This is a genomic window from bacterium SCSIO 12741, assembly GCA_024398055.1.
In the GTDB taxonomy this organism is placed as follows: domain Bacteria; phylum Bacteroidota; class Bacteroidia; order Flavobacteriales_G; family Salibacteraceae; genus SCSIO-12741.
In genome coordinates this window covers 745,077-763,868 of record CP073749.1, presented here as the reverse complement: position 1 = coordinate 763,868, position 18,792 = coordinate 745,077, and the positions used below count along the sequence as shown (strand labels likewise).

Annotated in this window: 11 protein-coding genes; 1 reads left to right on the top strand and 10 read right to left on the bottom strand. The window is 45.6% G+C overall.

What is annotated here, in order from left to right:
• Nucleotide 1: 1 nt before the first annotated feature.
• The gene (locus tag KFE98_03190) at nucleotides 2-4,036 is read right to left on the bottom strand and encodes a T9SS type A sorting domain-containing protein (GenBank protein ID UTW63175.1); all 4,035 of its coding nucleotides are present in this window, start codon (nucleotides 4,034-4,036) and stop codon (nucleotides 2-4) included.
• Between the two features lie 291 nt (nucleotides 4,037-4,327).
• Here KFE98_03190 and KFE98_03185 point away from each other — a divergent pair, with 291 nt between their 5' ends.
• Complete coding sequence (locus tag KFE98_03185; protein ID UTW63174.1) at nucleotides 4,328-4,936, top strand: hypothetical protein; 609 nt, start codon at nucleotides 4,328-4,330, stop codon at nucleotides 4,934-4,936.
• Nucleotides 4,937-5,114: 178 nt separating this feature from the next.
• Here the strand turns inward: KFE98_03185 and KFE98_03180 are convergent, their stop codons facing one another.
• The 9 genes from KFE98_03180 to KFE98_03140 all read right to left on the bottom strand — a co-directional run bounded on the left by KFE98_03180 (nucleotide 5,115) and on the right by KFE98_03140 (nucleotide 18,674).
• On the bottom strand, nucleotides 5,115-6,062 hold the full coding sequence (locus tag KFE98_03180) for an alpha/beta hydrolase (protein UTW63173.1): 948 nt from the start codon (nucleotides 6,060-6,062) through the stop codon (nucleotides 5,115-5,117).
• 126 nt (nucleotides 6,063-6,188) lie between these two features.
• Entirely contained in the window at nucleotides 6,189-6,479 is a 291-nt protein-coding gene (locus KFE98_03175) for a hypothetical protein (GenBank protein ID UTW63172.1), read from the bottom strand.
• 110 nt (nucleotides 6,480-6,589) lie between these two features.
• Nucleotides 6,590-7,696: a putative porin gene (locus KFE98_03170; GenBank protein ID UTW63171.1), complete on the bottom strand. Its 1,107-nt coding sequence runs from the start codon at nucleotides 7,694-7,696 to the stop codon at nucleotides 6,590-6,592.
• Between the two features lie 168 nt (nucleotides 7,697-7,864).
• On the bottom strand, nucleotides 7,865-10,177 hold the full coding sequence (locus KFE98_03165) for a hypothetical protein (protein ID UTW63170.1): 2,313 nt from the start codon (nucleotides 10,175-10,177) through the stop codon (nucleotides 7,865-7,867).
• Between the two features lie 241 nt (nucleotides 10,178-10,418).
• Nucleotides 10,419-12,830 (bottom strand): hypothetical protein, encoded by a 2,412-nt coding sequence (locus KFE98_03160; protein ID UTW63169.1) that lies wholly within the window; start codon nucleotides 12,828-12,830, stop codon nucleotides 10,419-10,421.
• Nucleotides 12,831-13,045: 215 nt separating this feature from the next.
• Nucleotides 13,046-14,161 (bottom strand): c-type cytochrome, encoded by a 1,116-nt coding sequence (locus KFE98_03155; GenBank protein UTW63168.1) that lies wholly within the window; start codon nucleotides 14,159-14,161, stop codon nucleotides 13,046-13,048.
• Nucleotides 14,162-14,163: 2 nt separating this feature from the next.
• Nucleotides 14,164-15,192: a c-type cytochrome gene (locus KFE98_03150; GenBank protein ID UTW64628.1), complete on the bottom strand. Its 1,029-nt coding sequence runs from the start codon at nucleotides 15,190-15,192 to the stop codon at nucleotides 14,164-14,166.
• A gap of 28 nt (nucleotides 15,193-15,220) precedes the next feature.
• Complete coding sequence (locus KFE98_03145) at nucleotides 15,221-16,192, bottom strand: T9SS type A sorting domain-containing protein (protein ID UTW63167.1); 972 nt, start codon at nucleotides 16,190-16,192, stop codon at nucleotides 15,221-15,223.
• A gap of 604 nt (nucleotides 16,193-16,796) precedes the next feature.
• Complete coding sequence (locus KFE98_03140) at nucleotides 16,797-18,674, bottom strand: multicopper oxidase domain-containing protein (protein ID UTW63166.1); 1,878 nt, start codon at nucleotides 18,672-18,674, stop codon at nucleotides 16,797-16,799.
• Between the last annotated feature and the right edge of the window lie 118 nt (nucleotides 18,675-18,792).

The following is an 18,792-nucleotide window of genomic DNA, read 5'->3' as shown; positions in this document are numbered from 1 at the left end:
TTTAATGCTGTACGCTAATTCGGTGGACAGCTTGACCTCTGCTTTCGCGAAGTATCAATAGGTACATGCCGGACTCAACTTCTGGCAGGGAAAGTGGAATGTGCTGCAATTGAGCACCCTCTTCCCAATTTAGAGTTTGAACGACTTTACCATTCAGATCGGTAATGGTCAGCACGACCGGACCGGACAAACCTTCCGTTTGCAGGGTAAAGTTTCCATCATTCGGATTTGGATAGTATTGAATGGTGGAAACATCAGCCAGTTTTTCATCCACGCTTAGGCAATTGGCGCTGTAGTTGATCATAACCGTATCGCTACGCATACAACCCGACAGGCTATCTTCCACAGTCACCACGATTTGACCATCACCTTGATCGGGAGCAACGAATTCAGTTCCTGAAGAACCATCATTTTGCCAGCGAATGATCGTTGAGTTCCCGGGAGCGGTCAAAGTAACCTTTTCATCGCCGCAAATATCCTGGTCAGCACCGAGGTCAACCTTAGGATAGGGGCCAACTTTGATGTCCCAAGAGCAGGTTCGTGAATTTCCGGAGGCATCGGTTATCACATACGTGTTGGTGGTAACCCCTTTGGGATATAAATGACCAATTCCTAAACCGGAAGTCTGAGTAATGGTAAAGCTACAGTTGTCCGAACCTTTGAAAATAGGATACACGTAGTTGTTGCCATTGTCATCGTTTCTACAGATCATGGTGTCGGATGGGCAAAAGTCGAATTGTGGAGTGATGGTATCCAACACGGTGATGTTTAAGGTATCCGTTCCTCGATTTCCAGAACTATCAAACACATCAAATGCCACTCGGTTTAGTCCTGTATCCTGGCAGGAAAAATTCATTTTACTCAGGGTGCGATTGGCTACCCCACAATTGTCAAATGAACCATTGTCCACATCGGCAATCGTAATGGACGATTTTCCCGTTTGATCCAGGTACAATGTTTTATCCAGTCCCATGGCCGTTGGATGGGTGATGTCCTTAACCAGCAGTTGGAAGTTCTGCCAATCTGTACAACCGTTGGCATGAGTGATAGTGACCAGATAAATTCCGGGTCCTTGTCCACTTACCGTGCTATCGGTTCCGCCATGGCCCCAAGAGTAAGTAAAGGGTCTTGTTCCACCTGAAAGGTTCATCCGAATGTATCCCGTTTTATCACCGTTGCATTCAGGGTGGAATATCGAATCGATACCCACTACCAATTGGGCCGGCTCATAAACAGAGGCTGAGTCAATGGCTTCACAGCCCAAACTATCGGTTACCGTTACCAGGTAATTGTTACCAGCAAGTTTGTTGAGAGAAGCTGTTTGTCCACCATTCGACCAGGCATAGCTATAGGAGCCGGTGCCTCCACTTCCTGAGGCGCTTACTTCTCCATCTTTAGCACCAGAACAGGAAACGTTTTTAACCACACTGGCTGTTGCCACCAAGGGGCTGGGTTGAGTAATAGATATGGAGTCCACCAAGGTACATCCCTCATTATCTGTGATGGTCAATACATAGGTGCCTGCACTCAAGCTATCAATGGTTTTAACCGAGTCACCATGACTCCAGGAATAAGCATAACTTCCGGCAAAGGGCGTAACGATTCCCGTGTTTTTGGTTCCTTTTGTAGTGGCCACACAGCTCCAATCATTACTGTTGTTTTGGTCTTCTGATCCTATACGAGTCATTCCGGTAGCACAAGAGGAGTTAATTCCAGCTCCTACCCAGGCGCCTGAATTACTTACACTTTTTCCTCCGATATTAATGGAGAAATTGGCAATACTCGTTGAGTCCCATCCCCAGAATAAGGCATCCAATATTTTACCTGTGGAATCGATAATAATCGCCCAGGAATTGCTTCCCGGATTCCAAAGTAAATTGTTGCCCCAGTACTTTCCACCTGTGGTTACATCTTCGCGGTAGTCGATAGCCCCGGAGGCCATGGTTCCACTTAACTTCCAGGTGGTTGTGTTTACTGTGGAAATATTGGTGTAGTTATTACTCACAACCACTTCAATTCCGGTGAGATCAATGGTGCTTTTTCCCACGTTGGAAATTTCAATGTAATCTGGAGAATCGGAGCTTGCTTCAGTAATCAATAGAGTGCCACCAGATCCTGCAGTTCCTCCCGATGGATCGGCAGAAATTTGGCCATTGCTGAATCCATTACAGGTGATGATGGAATCGATGGTAAACGTATTTTGAATAGCCGTGGGCTGCGTGATCGATATGGTGTCTGAAAGGGTACATCCGTTGGCATCGGTAACAGTAACAGAATGCGTACCCGCCGCCAGGCCATTGGCGAAGCTACTGGTATCATTATTCGACCAGAGGTAGCTGTGTGTGCCGGTTCCGCCCGAAGAGTTGGCTGATGCTACTCCATCGCTGGTTCCAAAGCAGCTGGCAGCTGAGTCTTCTTTGAGTGAGAGTAGAATGGGATCTGGCTCGGTGATTTTTACAGAGTCCCATTCCGGACAAACGGTATTGTCATTAACGGTAACGTAATAAGTTCCTGCGGCCAATCCGCTCACACTTTGGGAGGTATCTCCGGTAGACCATTTGTAGCTGTAGGAACCTACACCACCAGAAGCCTGTATGGTAGCTTTTCCATTTTGATTCCCGAAGCAGCCTGTTACGTTGCTATCCGCATTCACATTTACCGTAAATCCGGCAGGTTGAGTAATGGTAATGGTATCGCTTGAGGTACATCCATTGGTGTCCGTTACGGTTACCATGTACTGTCCGGTATCCAGATTAACCAAATTGGCAATCTTAATTCCGTTGCTCCAGGAGTAGGTATAAATCCCTGAACCACCGGTTCCACTGGCGGAGGCTCCTCCATCCGCAAATCCTTTACACGAAACATTGGAATCCACTTGAGCTGTTGCTACCAAACCTGACGCCGGGCCTGTAATGGTTACGCTGGATGTATCGGAACATCCAAGGGTATCAGAAACGGTTACGGTATAGGTTCCGGCAGCCACATTGAATAGGGACCCGGAACTGTCTCCGTTGCTCCAGGAATAGGCATAGGTCAATGCTCCGGTAAATGGCGTGGTTATTCCGGTATTCTTGGTTCCTTTTGTTCCCGTTTTACATTTCCAGTCTGAAACGTCGTCGTGGTCTTCGCTTCCTTCTCGGGTAAAGGCGTTGTTACAGGCAGGATTAACTGCAAATCCTTTTCCTGACCAGGCATAGTTTCCAGAGTTATTGACGGTTTTCCCAGATACGGTAATCGAAAAGTTGGCAATACTGGCTGAATCCCAACCCCAGAAAATGGCATCGAGAATTTTTCCAGTAGAGTCAATGATAATTGCCCAGGAGTTGCTCGGGTTGTTCCAGAAGAGGTTGTTACCCCAGTAGTGAGTGGTTCCGACGTCTTCACGGTATTGAATATTACCCGAAGCCATGGTGCCGGTCAGGTTCCAAGTGGTGGTGTTAGCAGTGCCGATAGCCGTATAGCTGTCACTCACAACTACTTTCATGCCTGTAACGTCAACCGTGGAACTACTCACATTCATGATCTCAATGTAATCGGGAGTTCCAGCATTGATCTCAGTTATCAAAATTGGACTGGTTGGTGCGGAAGCAGCGCTTCCGCCGGTGGCCGATACGGAGGCCTGTCCGGTTAACTCACCAAAACAATCGACATGGGCATTAACGGCTGCGGTTGCCACAAGGGCAGTTGGCTCTGTAATGACAACGGAGTCAACAACAGAACAACTGGCACTATCGGTAATGGTTACGTAATAGGTGCCAGCGGCCACACCGGTGATAGAAGCAGTATTGGCCGAATTACTCCAGGCATAAGTATAAGGTGTAGTACCTCCGCTTGGAGAAGCGGTGGCTCCTCCGTCGATAGAACCCTTACAGGTAACACTGGAATCCATGACCATGGAAACCGTAAGGCTACATGCTGGGGCTGGAGAAGGAGCGAATTCAAAATTTGAATTTGGAGAGAGGGTAATTCCTGCAGATACAGGGTTTACATAAATCAGAATAAGTAGGGGTATGAGCAGGGTTGAAACCCAGGTCAACCTGCCTTGTTTTGGCTCGTTTTTTTTTGTTTGGTATGTGGGGAATTTGAGCGTGTAGAAGTTTACCATAGGCTTTGTTTTTTTAGGGGTTTGAGGGGGTAAATAATTTTCTATCAGAAAGATAGTAAAAATTAAGCTTGCCTATACGTTTGGATTATTTGCCCCATATATCGGTAAATAGAGAGCTGTTTTGAGTGTATGAAAGGATATATTTTCGGGCCTTTTTAAACTTCTCCTGAATCCTTTTTTTAGGCTGCACGTACACTTTAATTCACCCCTAAATTCTAAACCATGAAGTCTTCGATCTCCGCAATGTCGTTCGTTGGGTTTCTTCTCGTAGCGGTTGCTTTTATTGGCTGCCAATCGGGACCCACAGCAGAAAAATCACAAAAAGCAGAAGCTTACTATGAGCAAGTAGCAAACATGACCTTTCAGGTAAACCAACAGTGCTATCAAATGCTTCAGGTATTTAGCCAGGTTACGGACATGCCTCCGGAAGAAAGGGAAGATGGAATTGAATTGTGTCGGGTAGAAATTGAAGAACTATCCCTGCTTACCGAAGAAGCTATGCAGAAGCTCGAGAAGATGGAAGAGTTCGATGAGGACGTTCGTCTGAGAGATAGCCAAATTGAAAGATTGAAGTTCTTAAATCAAATCAGCGATCAGGAATTTGAACGCTTCGTAACTCTTATGGCGGAGGACGCAAGCCCGGAGGTTAAGAAGCAAGTTATGTCGCTTCTCTTCGAATTCATGGAAGACATGATCGATATGGAAACGATGAGTGTTAAAACCTACCAGAAATTTGCCAAGAAGTACGATATCGAAAGAGACCCCAATGAGAAGTTAGATCTTCTTCACGCTGGAGCTTTTTTGGGAACGAACAAGTTTATTGCTGAATAGTGGTCTAATCTCCAACTTAGAGTTCAGAAAGCTATCGGAACGATCGCTGACGGTAGTTTTCAATCATCAATCATCAATCATCAATCATCAATCATCAATCTCGAATCTCGAATCTTGAATCTTCAAGATAGGAATGTGTTTGGGACATGATGGAAATTGAATGTTCAAGATTGAAGATTCAAGATTGAAAACTCAAATAACGTTTTTCAATAAAGTCAACAATCCAGGTTTGTGCCTGACCTCTTTGATGATTTGAGGCACCGATGAAGGCGTGGTTGGTTCCATCGAGCAGGTGCATTTCGTTAGGTACGCCCAAAGAGTCGAGTCTGATTTTAAGGTTGGTGGATTGATCAACGGGAACTACCTGATCTTTTTTTCCATGAATCATTAGGGTAGGCGGGGCGTCTTCCTCCACATAGTAGTAAGGCGAATACAAATTCATGATTTCCTTCGCCCGATCTGGATCGGTTTTGGGATCGAAGCCAAAAAGGCGGGTACTTAAGTCCAGTGACCGTTGAAGTTTAGGAGGAAGTTTCTTGAGCAGTTTATTCAGGTTGTCGAGGGTTTGCATGTGGTACAAGCCATTCAGGTTGTTCGGTCCGTAAACATCCACGAGGTATTGAATCTTAAACGAATGGGTGGAAGCTTGAAAGACTTCAGGTGAAATGTAAGCAACCACCATAGCCAAATGAGCCCCGGCCGATTCGCCAAATACGCCTACATTGTTGAGGTCCAAATGGTATTTGTCCGCATTTTGCTCCAGCCAAGTCAGCGCTTCATAGGCATCCAGGATACAATTCGGAAAGGGGGAATTACCATTTCTGGCGAGGGTGTAATTGGGGCTTACAATAGCATAACCTTTTTCCCGCAGCTCATTTACCGCTCGGTTATATCGACTGAAGTTGATTGATTCTTTGGCTCCCGTAATCCAGGCTCCTCCGTGGTAAAAGACAATGACGGGATGTCGAACATGGACTTTTTTAGTAGGCTGGTAGAAATCAAGCGTAAAGCCCGATTTAAAGGATACATTTCGAATAACATCACCGCTAAAAAGTGGAGCTTGGGTATAAAGGAAGTAGGCGGTAACGGCAATGAATAAAAGGGTAAGTGCGATAAAGAATCCCATGATATTTGGAAGTGCTCTTGTTAAGCTACTCCTATCAAAAATAAACTAACCAAGCCTAAGCACCAGCTTTGATTGGGTTAAGTTTTCCTTTTGACCTAACTCAATTGAAGACTCTTTTTTGTGGACTTATGGGATATGCTTTAACCAATTACGGTATGCATCCAGCAATTGGTCCCAATCTTCCATGGGTTGTAGTTTTCCGTTTTCCCAGAGAAAGTAAAGAACAACCTTTTCCCACTGAAGCTGATCGTTTAATCGGGTTTCGTTGCGGCGGAAGTAGGCCTTTGAGCTTTTGCTTTTGGAATGAACTAAATGAAGCTTTCCACGCCGTTTTATCCACTCAAAATCACCTTCTTCAAATCCGGCTTCCCGAATCAGTTGCTTTAAATCTTTGGATTCTTTTTGAAGGACCCGCATGGCCTAAAATTAAGATCTTCTGAATAAATTATCCGTCCTTAAAAAATCTGAATCCGCTTGGAGGAAAAACAAACCCTTTTGGGATTTAGAAGCTATTGATCCCCGAACCGCTATATCTTGATATCTATATCAAAACGTATGCGTTGGTTTGTTTCAAGATGGGTGCCGTAGGGCACCAGTTGGTTGACCCAATAATACTTGGTGGTTAGTTTTAGTCGTTCGTTCACCATGTACGAAACGGTAGATTCTATGCCCTGGTAGTTGGTCAAACGACCATCCGGTGAGCCGTAGGCTGAATAATCCCATCGGGCCCAATCGTTTTGAGCCATAATATCCACGATGGAATATTGTTCCAAACGGGCATAGGTAACTTGAATCAACCAATCTTTTTTGTGTTTTACTTTTCCGTAGATCAATCCAATAACGAACCCTGATTTCTGGTCGGAGAGGGTATTAGGTATGGAGTCGTAGCCCTGGTAATCTTCGAAATTGTAATAACCGTCAACTGTGAGTTTGAGCGGAATTTTTTTCAGAGGTTGAACAATTCCGCCTAAGTGTGCTATTCGGTAGTTTAACCTGTAGGTTTCAAATCCATCTGGAATATTGGGCATATCGTTGAAATAGTAAAACCCTGGATATAGAGCCCAGCGGTCGTTCCGGCCTTGTACAAGAAGTTGGGCGCCCTGCAGGTAATTATCCTGATCCAGAGATCGTCCACTGGCCGATATGAGAAAGTGCCCCAAGTTCAATCCCAGTTTGCCTACAGGGGTTTTCTTGAGTTTTTTGTGGTAACCGAGAAAGACACCTTCGGGAAACACATTATCACTCCAAAACAACTCGTTTTGTTTTTCAAAAGGAAAGGTGTTTTTTCCAGCCCAAACTTCGAGTCCGTACCTCTTAAACGAAAGGTAGGCTTTTTCAAATCCGATGGGAAGGGTTCCGAATTCCTTGTATGATTCACCTAAGGTTAGTTGCGGGTCCTGCTGTTTGTTGGGGGCGCCGGTTCTGAGCCGTGCACCGAAGGAAAGGTATTTACTATGGTGAAAGGTAAATCCTGCTCGAAGACGGTAACGCAATCGGGTGCGATCGGGTCGATAGCTGCCATCTGACTTCCGCGAATCCCAATCCTGTTCTACCCTAAATCGAAAATCGGCTTCAAATTTCAATTTGGACTTCCAGCTGATGGTGTCCTGGCCTGAAAGAACTTGGGGGAGCACCAGTGCAAAAAACAATATTGCATGGCTCAGAATTCTGTGTAAACCTGAAAACTTTGAATAGACCAACTGATTTTCCCGTATGATAGGAAAACAATATTAGCCCTAAAGGCGGTAAGGTAAAATGATGTTTATCAGTTAAAAAGCTAACTATTAGGCCTCTTTCAGCGGTTATCGAACGACCACTGGAAGGTAATGGGGAGACTCGTTGTCGGTGACCATGGTGGCGACATAAATTCCCGTAGGAAGGGTGTGGGGTAGAACAAAGGACACTTCTCCGGGTTCCACCTGAAGAGAAGGGTCATGCGACAAATCTATTGCCCTTCCCGACTGATCATGAAGTACAAGGCTCCTTATTTGGGGATAATCAGATCCGGAGAACTGAATAGTCAATTCCTCTCCAGCGGCTAATGGATTAGGGAAGGCGGTCAAGATTTTTGGAGTGGGTAGTTCGTAGTTAACCGCCTCCAGGGGATAATGCGTTTCCTTTCCGTCTTCATCTACTTGTGTCAACCGGTAATAGCTGATACCTGTCCAGGGCTCTTCGTCGATAAAGGTGTATTCGTATTGACCATTGTGGGTTCCTTGTCCCTGAATTTCTCCGACCCAGGTAAACTCACCATCGCCAGTTGTTTTTTCCAGGGTAAAATAGTCGTTGTTAATCTCGGTTTGAGTAATCCAGATGAGTTCTACCCATTCGTTTTCCTGATCCAATAAGGCTTTGAAGCTGGTGAGCTCAACAGGAAGTGGAGTCTGGGTAATGTTAATAGATCCAATGGTAAAGTGCTCAGCATCATCGATATCAATGCCCGTCCATTCGTAAATGTTTCCGCTGGTATTGGAAGCTCCTGAAATTACCCCTCCGGTTCCTACTGTTTCGTCATTAAAAAAGCCGTCACCGTCAGTATCTATGAGCAATCTTAGGTCCGAGGTGGTGACTGAGCCTGGTACATCGGTTAGGTCAAATGAAAGGGTTACCGTGCCTACTTCACCCGTTTCGGATACGCGCCAGGTACGTTCAATCCGGGCTTCAATTCCAGTGGGTAGATCTGTTTCAGAGTCCGCATTGAAGGTAGTGTTGTCATGCCCCCAAACGAAGAATTCACCATTTCCCAAATTACTTGCGTTTCGAACCCGAACAACCCCCGTTCCTTGAGCATCCAAATGGTTGGAGCCATCGCTGGCCTGGCCGATTCCCGCTACATCAAAATCGAAATTACCATTCGCCACGTTGTCTCCATCGTAAATGTCTGTTGGAATGTCGATACCACCATACTTGGCGCTGAGGTAATTGTCAATGAGTATGATCTGCATTTCATTCAAGTCTTGACTAAACAGAATAACCTCAAAAAAGTCACCACTGGCTTCATCGGTTGTGGTGCTGTTTTTTCCTAATCGATCGTAGGGGATTCCTGCGGCTGAAGAACCTATGGCCAGGGTTTCTGTATCGTCATTAACCCGAATGTCCATATTGGAAGAGCTTCCATCCTTGTGAAAGGAATAAATGGAATTGCTTCCAAATGGGCTGCTTATGGAAGTCGTGTAGTCGGCCACGCCATATCGGGTGAAACCAACCACTCCAGAATTGGACCATTGCTCGGTGCGAAGAGAGTAAGACCCGTTGTCAAAAGTTAGGTGACTGGCACTAACATTGGTGGTGTTGTGCGCAAAAAAGGCGCTCCCATCTGAGTAGGAACCCGAGGACGCTCCATTTAGGTATTGAGCCGTTCCGGCTGATGCGTTGAAGTTTACCGCATTGTAGGTTCCACTTGTGCTGTAGGTTGGGCGGTTTGACCCTGTATTGGTGTAGTTGTTTCCATTTCCGCTGTGATCGGTCCAGGTAGAGACATTGGATCCGTTGGAAGGGTTGTCGCTTTGATCACCATCTGCATCCAGGTCATCTGCTTTTAACCAAACTTCCAGGGCATCACTTCCATCTGTGCTTCCGACGCCACCAGGACCATCAGGGCCCAAGGAAGCAGTTCCGGTAACCACAATATTGTCAAAGATGCACCGCTCACCACCTCCGTTGTTAAACAGGGTAACCGTAATGGTTAATGAACTCCCGGAAAGGGCGGCAATGGTATTGGTTGCTGAATTGAAATTTCCATCCCCATTCCCGTCGCCAAACTCAACATTTCCAGATCCCACATTGTAAAAGGTTTCAATCTGGTCGGAAGAACCATCGTCACAGTTTACCTCAGCGAGGTCAATGGAAATAGATACGTTAGAATAGCCAGAGATGTCAATGGATTCGGATGTCCAGGTCATGGTTGCATCCGTATTTCGTCCACTCATCGATAACGATCCAGATATGGCGTTGTCGCTTTCTACACGCCACCAGTTGGAAGGAGATCCACTTTTGGTCCAATCCGCACCTGCAGGGGAATTGTTATCCTGGGCTGAGGCGTCATTGTCGCTGTAGCCTGTTTCAAAATTTACGCTCCAAATGGTAGTTTGACTGTACAGGGAAGTGCAGGGCATGGCTAAAAAACCGATTGCGATCAACCAAGTTAAAGGCGATCGCCAAAAACCCAATGGATTTGCTGCATTACTCATATCCTCTCCTATCTCTGTTCAACTGGTCCCACTGGAGATTTCCGGTGTTTCGCCGGACCGTTTTAAGATGAGGACAAAAATAAGGGCTGATAAGGTATGCGTGCAGATAATTCCTGTAAACAACAGAAATCTGCGATTATTGACTGAAACATTGACTCTGGAGGGGCTATCGAACGACCAAGGGGATGTAATGCACATATTGCTGGGCGGTAATTAGGGTGGTAACATAAACGCCTGAAGGTAAATTTGACGGGAGATTAATGGACAACTCACCCGGATTGAGTTGCAGGGAAGGGTCCTGACTCAGGTCTACCACTTTACCAGCTTGGTCATGAATTTTGATTTCCAGAAGGTCTGGATGATCGAGGGTAGAAAATTGAATATGTAAGCGCTCTCCAGCAGACAGGGGATTGGGGAATGCTGTAAGCACTTCAGGCGTTGGTAATTCATAATCCACGGCCTCTAAGGGATAGTGGGCTTGTTTTCCATCTTCATCCACTTGAGTCAGACGGTAGTAGGTCGTTCCGGTCCAGGGTTCGTAGTCATAGAATTCGTAGGTGTGCGATTCCGATGTGGTTCCTTGCCCTGTAATTTCTCCAACCCTGGCAAACTCTCCATCTCCTTCTGTTTTTTCCAGAATGAAGTGACTGTTGTTGATTTCGGATTGGGTTACCCAGTTCAATCGAATGACCTCCTCTTCGGGAATAGCCTGAGCTTGAAAATGGGTCAGCTCTATGGGGAGTGGGGTTTGAGAATAGTTAATCGTTCCGATGGTAAATCGCTCGTTGTTGTCAATATCGATTCCGGTCCATTCATAGATGCTGCCACTGGTATTGCTTGCTCCAGATACCACTCCACCGCCTCCTTCTGTTTCATCACTAAAAACGCCGTCATTGTCCCTGTCGATAAGTAATCGAAGGTCAGAAGTGGTTTTGGTTCCCGGCACGCTGGACAAATCGAAGGATATAGTTAAGGTTCCCACTTCACCGGTTTCACTCGCTCTCCAGGTGCGCACAATTCGGGCTTCAATTCCGGTCGGGAGATCCGTTTCTGCGTCAGAATCCAATTCGCCATTATCGTGCCCCCAAATGAAATACTCTCCATTGGCCAACCCCGATGGGTTTCTGACTCTTACAATGCCGGTTCCCTGACCATCCTGATGACTCGTTCCATCACTGGCTTGACCAATCCCGGCCACATCAAAATCATAGCCGCTGTTGTCTTCATCGTAGAGGTCGTTTGCATCCATACTAAACCCATACTTGGCGGCCATAGCATTGTGAATAAGCAGGCGTTGAATCTGGTTTATGGGAGTGCTAAAAATGATGATTTCGGCTACAGAGGCATTGGCATTTCTGCCGGTCGTGCTCTCTTCGTTACAGATGTATAGGCTGTTAGAATTGGTTTGTGGCGTTCGGGTTTCGGAATCGGTTTCGGTTAAGTCTCCATTGATGTAAAACTGAAAATTGCTCTGATCATAATCCAATTGGTAAACCCCATAGCTCGAGGTAGACATGGTTTCGCCGGATTCGGAATCTGTGCTCCTGGCTGAGGTGGTGTACTTGACAGGATAGTGGAAGTTTCCTGTAGAAGGAAAGTTGGTGAGGAATTCGTAGTTCTCATCCGCATCGTCTCCCTTCACCACAAAGGCATTGTAATTCTTATGGGTATTGACAATTCCTACCACAATAATCGTCCAGGTGGTCAAATCCAGGCTGGTGGCATCCGAAGCGGTTAAATAGTCATTGCTACCATCAAAGGTGATAGAGGGATGAGAATTTACGGCACTACTCGAATAGGAAGGCCTATTGGCACTGGCGGGAGGGGTAGCGTTGTTTCCATAACCGGATTGATCGCTCCACTGGGTTACAGCGCTTCCACTTAAACTTACCCCTTGATTGGCATCCAACCATAAGCTCAAACTTCCGCTCCCATCTGTATCGCCTACACCACCTGGGCCATCACCACCCAATTCTGATACTCCAGTGACTACAATGTTGTCGAAAATGCAGCGTTCGCCACCGCCATTGTTGAAGAGGGTGACTGTGATCGTAAGTGAACTTCCGGAAAGACCCGCAATGGTATTGGTGGCATTGTTAAAATTACCGTCTCCGTTGCCATCGCCAAATTCCACATTGCCGGAACCCACGTTGTAGAAAGTTTCTATTTGGTCAGAGGAACCATCGTCGCAGTTAATTTCTTTGATGTCGATGGAAATGGATACGTTAGAAAAGCCGGAAATATCAATGGATTCTGAAGTCCAGGTCATGGTAGCATCGGTGTTTCTGCCACTCATCGAAAGTGATCCAGCTAATACGTTGTCGCTTTCAACACGCCACCAGTTAGAAGGAGATCCACTTTTGGTCCAATCTGCTCCGGAAGGCGAATTATTGTCCTGGGCTGAAGCGTCATTATCGCTATAACCTGTTTCAAAATCTACACTCCAGATAGTGGTTTGGCTGCTTCCCTCAATAGATCCAAAGCAAAGCATTCCAAACACAAGAAGCTGAGTACATACGTTAATTGGTTTTCCCCATCGGAAGGAATGGGGAAGTTTCCTGACCCCTTCGCGTACCATGACAAAAGATTATTAATCCATATCGCAATCTCTCTAAGGTAGTAAAGGTTAATGAGTTATATGCTTTAATCTCCTTGACTAACCAAATTAACGGACGAAATAATCGAGGATGATAGGAATGAATAGAATCGCACTTAAAAAATGATACGATTCAATGAGAATTGGTTAAAGGAAAAAGAAAAGGTTCCCATTTCTGAGAACCCTTTCCAAGGAGGTTATAAAGGATTGTTAGGATCGCTGTATTCCGATTTCGAAATAAACTCCTGATCCGTTAGTGTTTTCATAAAAGCCACGAGATCAGCTTTGTCCTGTGGACTGAGCATAAGTCCGGTGGCAATGGTATTTTGAATTCCACCATCCAAAGTTGACGATTGTTTGACTCCACTGTTATAATGATCTACAGCCTGCTCGAGGGTGGCAAACCGTCCGTCATGCATGTAGGGAGGGGTGAGATCGATATTGCGGAGAGAAGGAACTTTGAACTTCGCACGATCACTAGCCAGTCCGGTTACCTTTTCCAATCCCAAATCCACAAACTCAGCGTCGCTGTCGAGGCCGTTGTTCATGAATTGGTCGTTGGTGAAATTGGGGCCGGAGTGGCAATGGGCACAATCGGCTCCGGATTGATCCGGAAAGAATTGATTGAACTCATCAAAGAACAATTTACGGCCTCTTTCTTCGCTATCGGTCAGTGTGGCTGATCCTGCCAGGTATTGATCGTATTTGCTATTCATGGAAACCAGGGTAAACATGTATTGCTCCAAGGCAAGACTGATTTTTTCGGAAGTTACTTCCTCGCTTCCAAAGGCCCTTTTGAACTGATCCTGGTAGGTTTTAACCGAAGAAACTTTGGCAACTACATTGGCCAGGGTTTCATTCATTTCCAGAGGATCCTGAATCGGAAGTAAAGCCTGGTCGCGAAGCCGTGGAGCTCGTCCATCCCAAAAGAAGCCATTCTTATGCCAGGCCAGATTAAAAACGGCCATGGCTTGTCGTCCACCTTCCAGTCCAGCGGTTCCCACGCTAAATTTTCGGATGTCGGAAAAGGCGTCCTCTTGTTTGTGGCAAGAGGCACAGGAAAGGGTAAGGTCGTTAGACAATCTTTTGTCGAAAAACAATAACCTGCCCAGGTAAACCTTAGCCTTAGTCAAAGAATTATCTGCTGGAATTTGGGGATCAGGAAAGCTTCCATAGTTCAGCACATAGGCTGTGGTGTCCCATTTTACCTCGGTTACGGTTTCGGTTTCCGGTTCGTCCTTTTTACACGACGCGATAACTACCGCGGCAAGCAAGGGGAGAAGGCCGAGTTTTATATAAGATGTGAGTTTCATTTTTAATCTTGATTTAGAGCGGTAAAGGGATTCGTGAAATGGGGATTATTCACAAACTCCTCGTCCGTAAGGGTCCTTAAAAAGGAAACCAAATCCTGTTGTTCTTTTGGGCTCAGATCCAAGGGGCGAATCAGCGGATGACGATTCGGGTGATTTTTTCCTCCTGCTGAATAATGAGCGACCACTGATTCGAGGTCAGGCATTGAACCATCGTGCATGTAGGGAGCAGTTAAGGCTACGTTTCTCAGCGTAGGTACCTTAAATGTTGCCCGGTCTGACTCCAGGTTAGTGAGCCTTTTTCGTCCACTATCGGCGTAGTGCAGATAGAGACCATTATTCGTGATTTCGTAGGAAGTAAAGTTGAATCCGCTATGGCAACTTGAACACTGGGTACGTTCTGAGAAAAACAACTCCATTCCTCTGCGTTCAGACCGAGAAAGTAAGGAGGAATTTCCACTCAGAAGAAATTGATCGTAGCGACTATTTCCACTGACCAGGGTTCGTTCAAAACAAGCAATAGCACGGGAAATAACATAAGGATCAGGATTGCGATTGTAAGCCAGTTTACTCATTCTTTGATAAGTAGAATCGCGGTACAACCGTTCTGCGATGAGCACAATGTTGAAGTCGAACTCGTTGTGTTCCTGAATAGGAACCAGAATTTGGGTTTCTAAAGTTTTTACACCACCATCTCGGGTAAAGTAGGGGTGATAAGCTACATTGGTTAATGTGGGAGCGTTTCTCACGCCAGGTGCTGATTCAACACCTGGGCTGAGTGCAACGGTATCGCTAAAGGCATGGCCCGCATGGTGACAGGATCCACAGCTAATGGAACTATCTCTGGACAAGACAGGATCATAAAACAACCGTCTTCCCAGTTTCCATCTTTCAGGAGTGTGTGCGTTGTCTTCGGGATAGGATACGGGAGGAAAACCGATGGGAAGTTTGGGCCGAAAGGCTTTTTCTTCGTTCGATGGCAATCCGGATGCACCCAACAATAGAGTCAGCAACAATCCTGAAAGCAAATACATGACTTGCCTTCGCATGATTAATACGGGATTACTCGTTAGATACTACCCAGCGCTGAACCTGAAGGGGCTTGCCTTCTTGAATGACAGAAATAAAGTAGACACCAGAACCTACCTCAGGAAGATTCATTCCGGTACTTCCAGACTCGATAATCTGCGTTGAAATCATTCGCCCAGAGGCGTCTTGTAGCTGAATCTGAACAGTAGAAGTAAGAGGCTGCTCCCAGCGAATGGAAGATTCACCACTTTTACCAGGATTAGGGTATACTACCATTTTGTTTTCAGCTTGATTTTCCTCCAATCCAGTAATCGGTGCTGAATATGCGGAGAAAACGTTATCGGCAAAATCCCTTAGAAAAGGAATGGCCTCTCCAAAATTGCTATGTAAAATCTTACCTGAAGAAACATCCACGGTTTTAAACGCTTTCAAATAATCCGCTGCAACATCGATGGATAAGGTTCCATTCTCTGCAGAGCGATCCATCGGAATAACGATTTGGTGATAATTGGCATCACCCAAAGCATGGATCTCATAAATCTGAGATAGACCAGCACCGGTTTTTCCTTCCATCACAACAAAGCGATAACCCGAACTCCATCCCCAATGCATAGACGGGTTTTTAGGAGCCAAGGGGTGGTCAATAGAATACTTCAAAGGGTCGTCGTGATTGGCAACAGAATCCACTCCGATGTAAAATCGTACTTCTTCCAGATCAGTCACTGGAAAACTCCCGAGATTGTGAATCTGGCGAGATTTTACATTTTCTAAAAGGTAGATGTCTTTAACCCGGGTAACCTGACCGCCGTCGTGCACCAGATCTATTTCGGCCACGTAAAATTCGAGGCGATTGAAGTTCAATTCATAGTTTGCAGCCGTAGTTGCCGATTGATCGATGGCAAAGGGATCGTCTCCCAAAAAGTGATGAAACTCAAAGTTGACTTGAGTTTGTGCAAAGGCCGAAAAGGAGGCCAGAGAAATAAGTGTAAATAGTATTTTTTTCATAATTCTTCTTGTTTGGAATTTAATAAGGTTGCCGCAGCAGAGGGTGGTTTTGGTTGATGGTAGATATTCCTAAAGAAGAAAAACCTGGATCCGGGATAGAAGTCTATCCAAAAGCCAAGGAGGGGAATTGCCCGAACTCCAAAGTGGAGAAGGGCAAAAAGTGGATTGTAACGTTAAATTCAGAATAGGAGTTATTTCCACCTGCAAGGGGGAAGCTCCCAATTCAATTGACTATGATATTCAAAATCATTAATCAGGTGTGCTTGTTTATTGTGGCAACACCTTGCTCTTGAAACCTGTTCTTTTTCCGGGTTTGCCTTCGGGGAAAGAGCTGGGTCCATTTTACAACAGGCCTCGGCCTCTCCGTAAAAGGCAAAGCTTTTCACCTTGGACTGACAAAAATGAACATCCAAGGCTGCTCCAAGAGAAATTAGAACAAAGTAGATGGACAATGCCCAAGAAGCAATACGGATGACTCTGGTTTTAAGCACATTCAAAAATAGCGAAATCCACCCGAAATTTAAAATTCATGGAAAATGGGGGTATTGGCCATAAAAAAAGCCCGGAATTTCCGGGCTTTTCGGCTATTGATTAAAATAGAGTTCTATTCTTCAATCATCAGCAGCTTTTCGGTAGCCAAGCCTTCGGCCGTATCCCATTCAATGAGATAGTAACCGGCATTCAATTGCTCAGTACCTATCGAAATTGCACCACTAAACGCGGGCAAACTTTTTTGGGTGATCAAACGCCCATTGAGATCATAAATTTTTAGAGTACTCCGTTCCTTGCTCGCTCCCTCAAGGTAAAACTGGTTTCTAGCAGGGTTTGGAAATAAAGTCATCGTTCGCATAGGTTTTACTTCTGGAACATTATCGGGTTCTGCACAGTGTCCCTGATCGGTAACGACGAATTGAGCCATCATTCCTCCGCCTTCTTTGTCTTCATGGGTGAGGATGTGGCAATGGTACATGTAGGCAAGATGGTGAGTGATTTTGTTTGGATAGTCATCAAACTTGGCCAGGAAACGCATTTTCCAGTTCGGATGGATCAGTACATCATCCTTAGGACCGTTAAGTCCGCGTTCCGCCAAATCAATGGAGGTGCCCATGGAGTCTACACTCAATACCCGGAAAAAGATTTTGTGAATGTGGAAGGGGTGGGATACAGTGGTTTTGTTGTGAATCTCCCAGATTTCCTTGGCTCCCACACAAACGGTATCGTTGATGGAGTCCATTTTGTAGGTGACACCGTTGATGGTAAATCCATTGCCACCGTATTTCTTTTTCTGGCCTACAAAGTCTTTTTTACGCCATCTTGAAACCCCTATGGTATCCTTGAGGCCTGGATCCCAATCAGTGGTGAAGGTGGAGAAGTTGTCCACTGGAGTATATCCCGGAGGATCAGCAATAATTTTGATTTTTAGGTTAAGTGAAAATTTGGTTGGATCACTGCTCCCTTGGCGAGTACTCCCGATAATGGAAGTGTCCATCCACATGTTCATATTTCTTAACCAAAGGGAATCACCTGCCTGGTAGCCTTTCAAATCCAATAAAACCTCAATACGTTCTCCGGGTCCGGTAAGCATCGTCTTAAAGGTGTCGGGTTTCATGACATATCCACCATCCGTTGCGATCAGTGTAAAGTCAATCATATCTGACATTTGGGTACTGCTAAAGGAATCCGAAAAGGCGACTTGAAATCCTTTACGCGTGGATCCATTAAGTATTCTCAGACGGACTAAATGGGCCGGTAATTCTACAACCGGATAAGCCAGTCCATTGACCAATCCATAGGGACGTTTGGCTTTGTTGGTATCCACATGCCAGGTGTTGTTGCTGGTATCCTCAATAAAACCCTGGTCACCCAAAACTAAGGGGTAGTCGTCCACACCGTAGGTCCTGGGTAAAGTTGGTCCAATAGGATCACTGGCCTGTTTTGAAATGATCAATCCTGACATGCCAAACTGCACCTGAGGGTAGGTGTTGTCGTGAATGTGTGGGTGATACCACATGGTAGCTGCACTGTCTAGGTCTACAAAGCTGGGTTTCCAGGTAGAGTCTGTGTGAATGGGTTGATGAGGCCCGCCGTCCCATTTGGCCGGAACTTCAGCACCATGCCAGTGAGCCGTGGTAGATTGAGGCAGTTTATTGGTCACATGAATGTTGGTCATTTGACCGGTGTGCCAAACCAAGGTAGGCCCTAAGTAAGTAATGGTTGTATCGCCCTTGGGGTTAAAACACCAGGTTTCGATTCCGTTTTGATTAGAAGTCCCATTAAGCATGTGATCCGAGGTATCGGCCGGATTAAATTTATGGGTAGTGTGTTTTCGGGCTTCGATTTCGATGGTCCCATTTGCCCCGTCAATCAGAGTAGGGGCCTGAATAAGATTTTGATACTTCTGAGATTGGGCAAAGGATCCGAGGAGCAAGAAGCAGAACATGATTGTGAGTAATGCCCGAATGGATAAATAACTGTTTTTCATAGTTATAAGTATTGGGCGTTTGCACGGAAAAGAGAAACATTTTCCAGAATGGGATGCAATCGCAGTTAAATAGATATCGTGATACTCAAATTTAGCCGAACATCAAGTCATTGTCAAT

Coding starts and splice junctions, on each gene's coding strand:
- KFE98_03140 (UTW63166.1), bottom strand. CDS start 18,674: ATGAAAAACAGTTATTTATCCATTCGGGCATTACTCACAATCATGTTC.
- KFE98_03165 (UTW63170.1), bottom strand. CDS start 10,177: ATGCCCTGCACTTCCCTGTACAGTCAAACTACCATTTGGAGCGTAAAT.
- KFE98_03180 (UTW63173.1), bottom strand. CDS start 6,062: ATGGGATTCTTTATCGCACTTACCCTTTTATTCATTGCCGTTACCGCC.
- KFE98_03145 (UTW63167.1), bottom strand. CDS start 16,192: ATGAAAAAAATACTATTTACACTTATTTCTCTGGCCTCCTTTTCGGCC.
- KFE98_03155 (UTW63168.1), bottom strand. CDS start 14,161: ATGAAACTCACATCTTATATAAAACTCGGCCTTCTCCCCTTGCTTGCC.
- KFE98_03150 (UTW64628.1), bottom strand. CDS start 15,192: ATGTATTTGCTTTCAGGATTGTTGCTGACTCTATTGTTGGGTGCATCC.
- KFE98_03175 (UTW63172.1), bottom strand. CDS start 6,479: ATGCGGGTCCTTCAAAAAGAATCCAAAGATTTAAAGCAACTGATTCGG.
- KFE98_03185 (UTW63174.1), top strand. CDS start 4,328: ATGAAGTCTTCGATCTCCGCAATGTCGTTCGTTGGGTTTCTTCTCGTA.
- KFE98_03160 (UTW63169.1), bottom strand. CDS start 12,830: ATGGTACGCGAAGGGGTCAGGAAACTTCCCCATTCCTTCCGATGGGGA.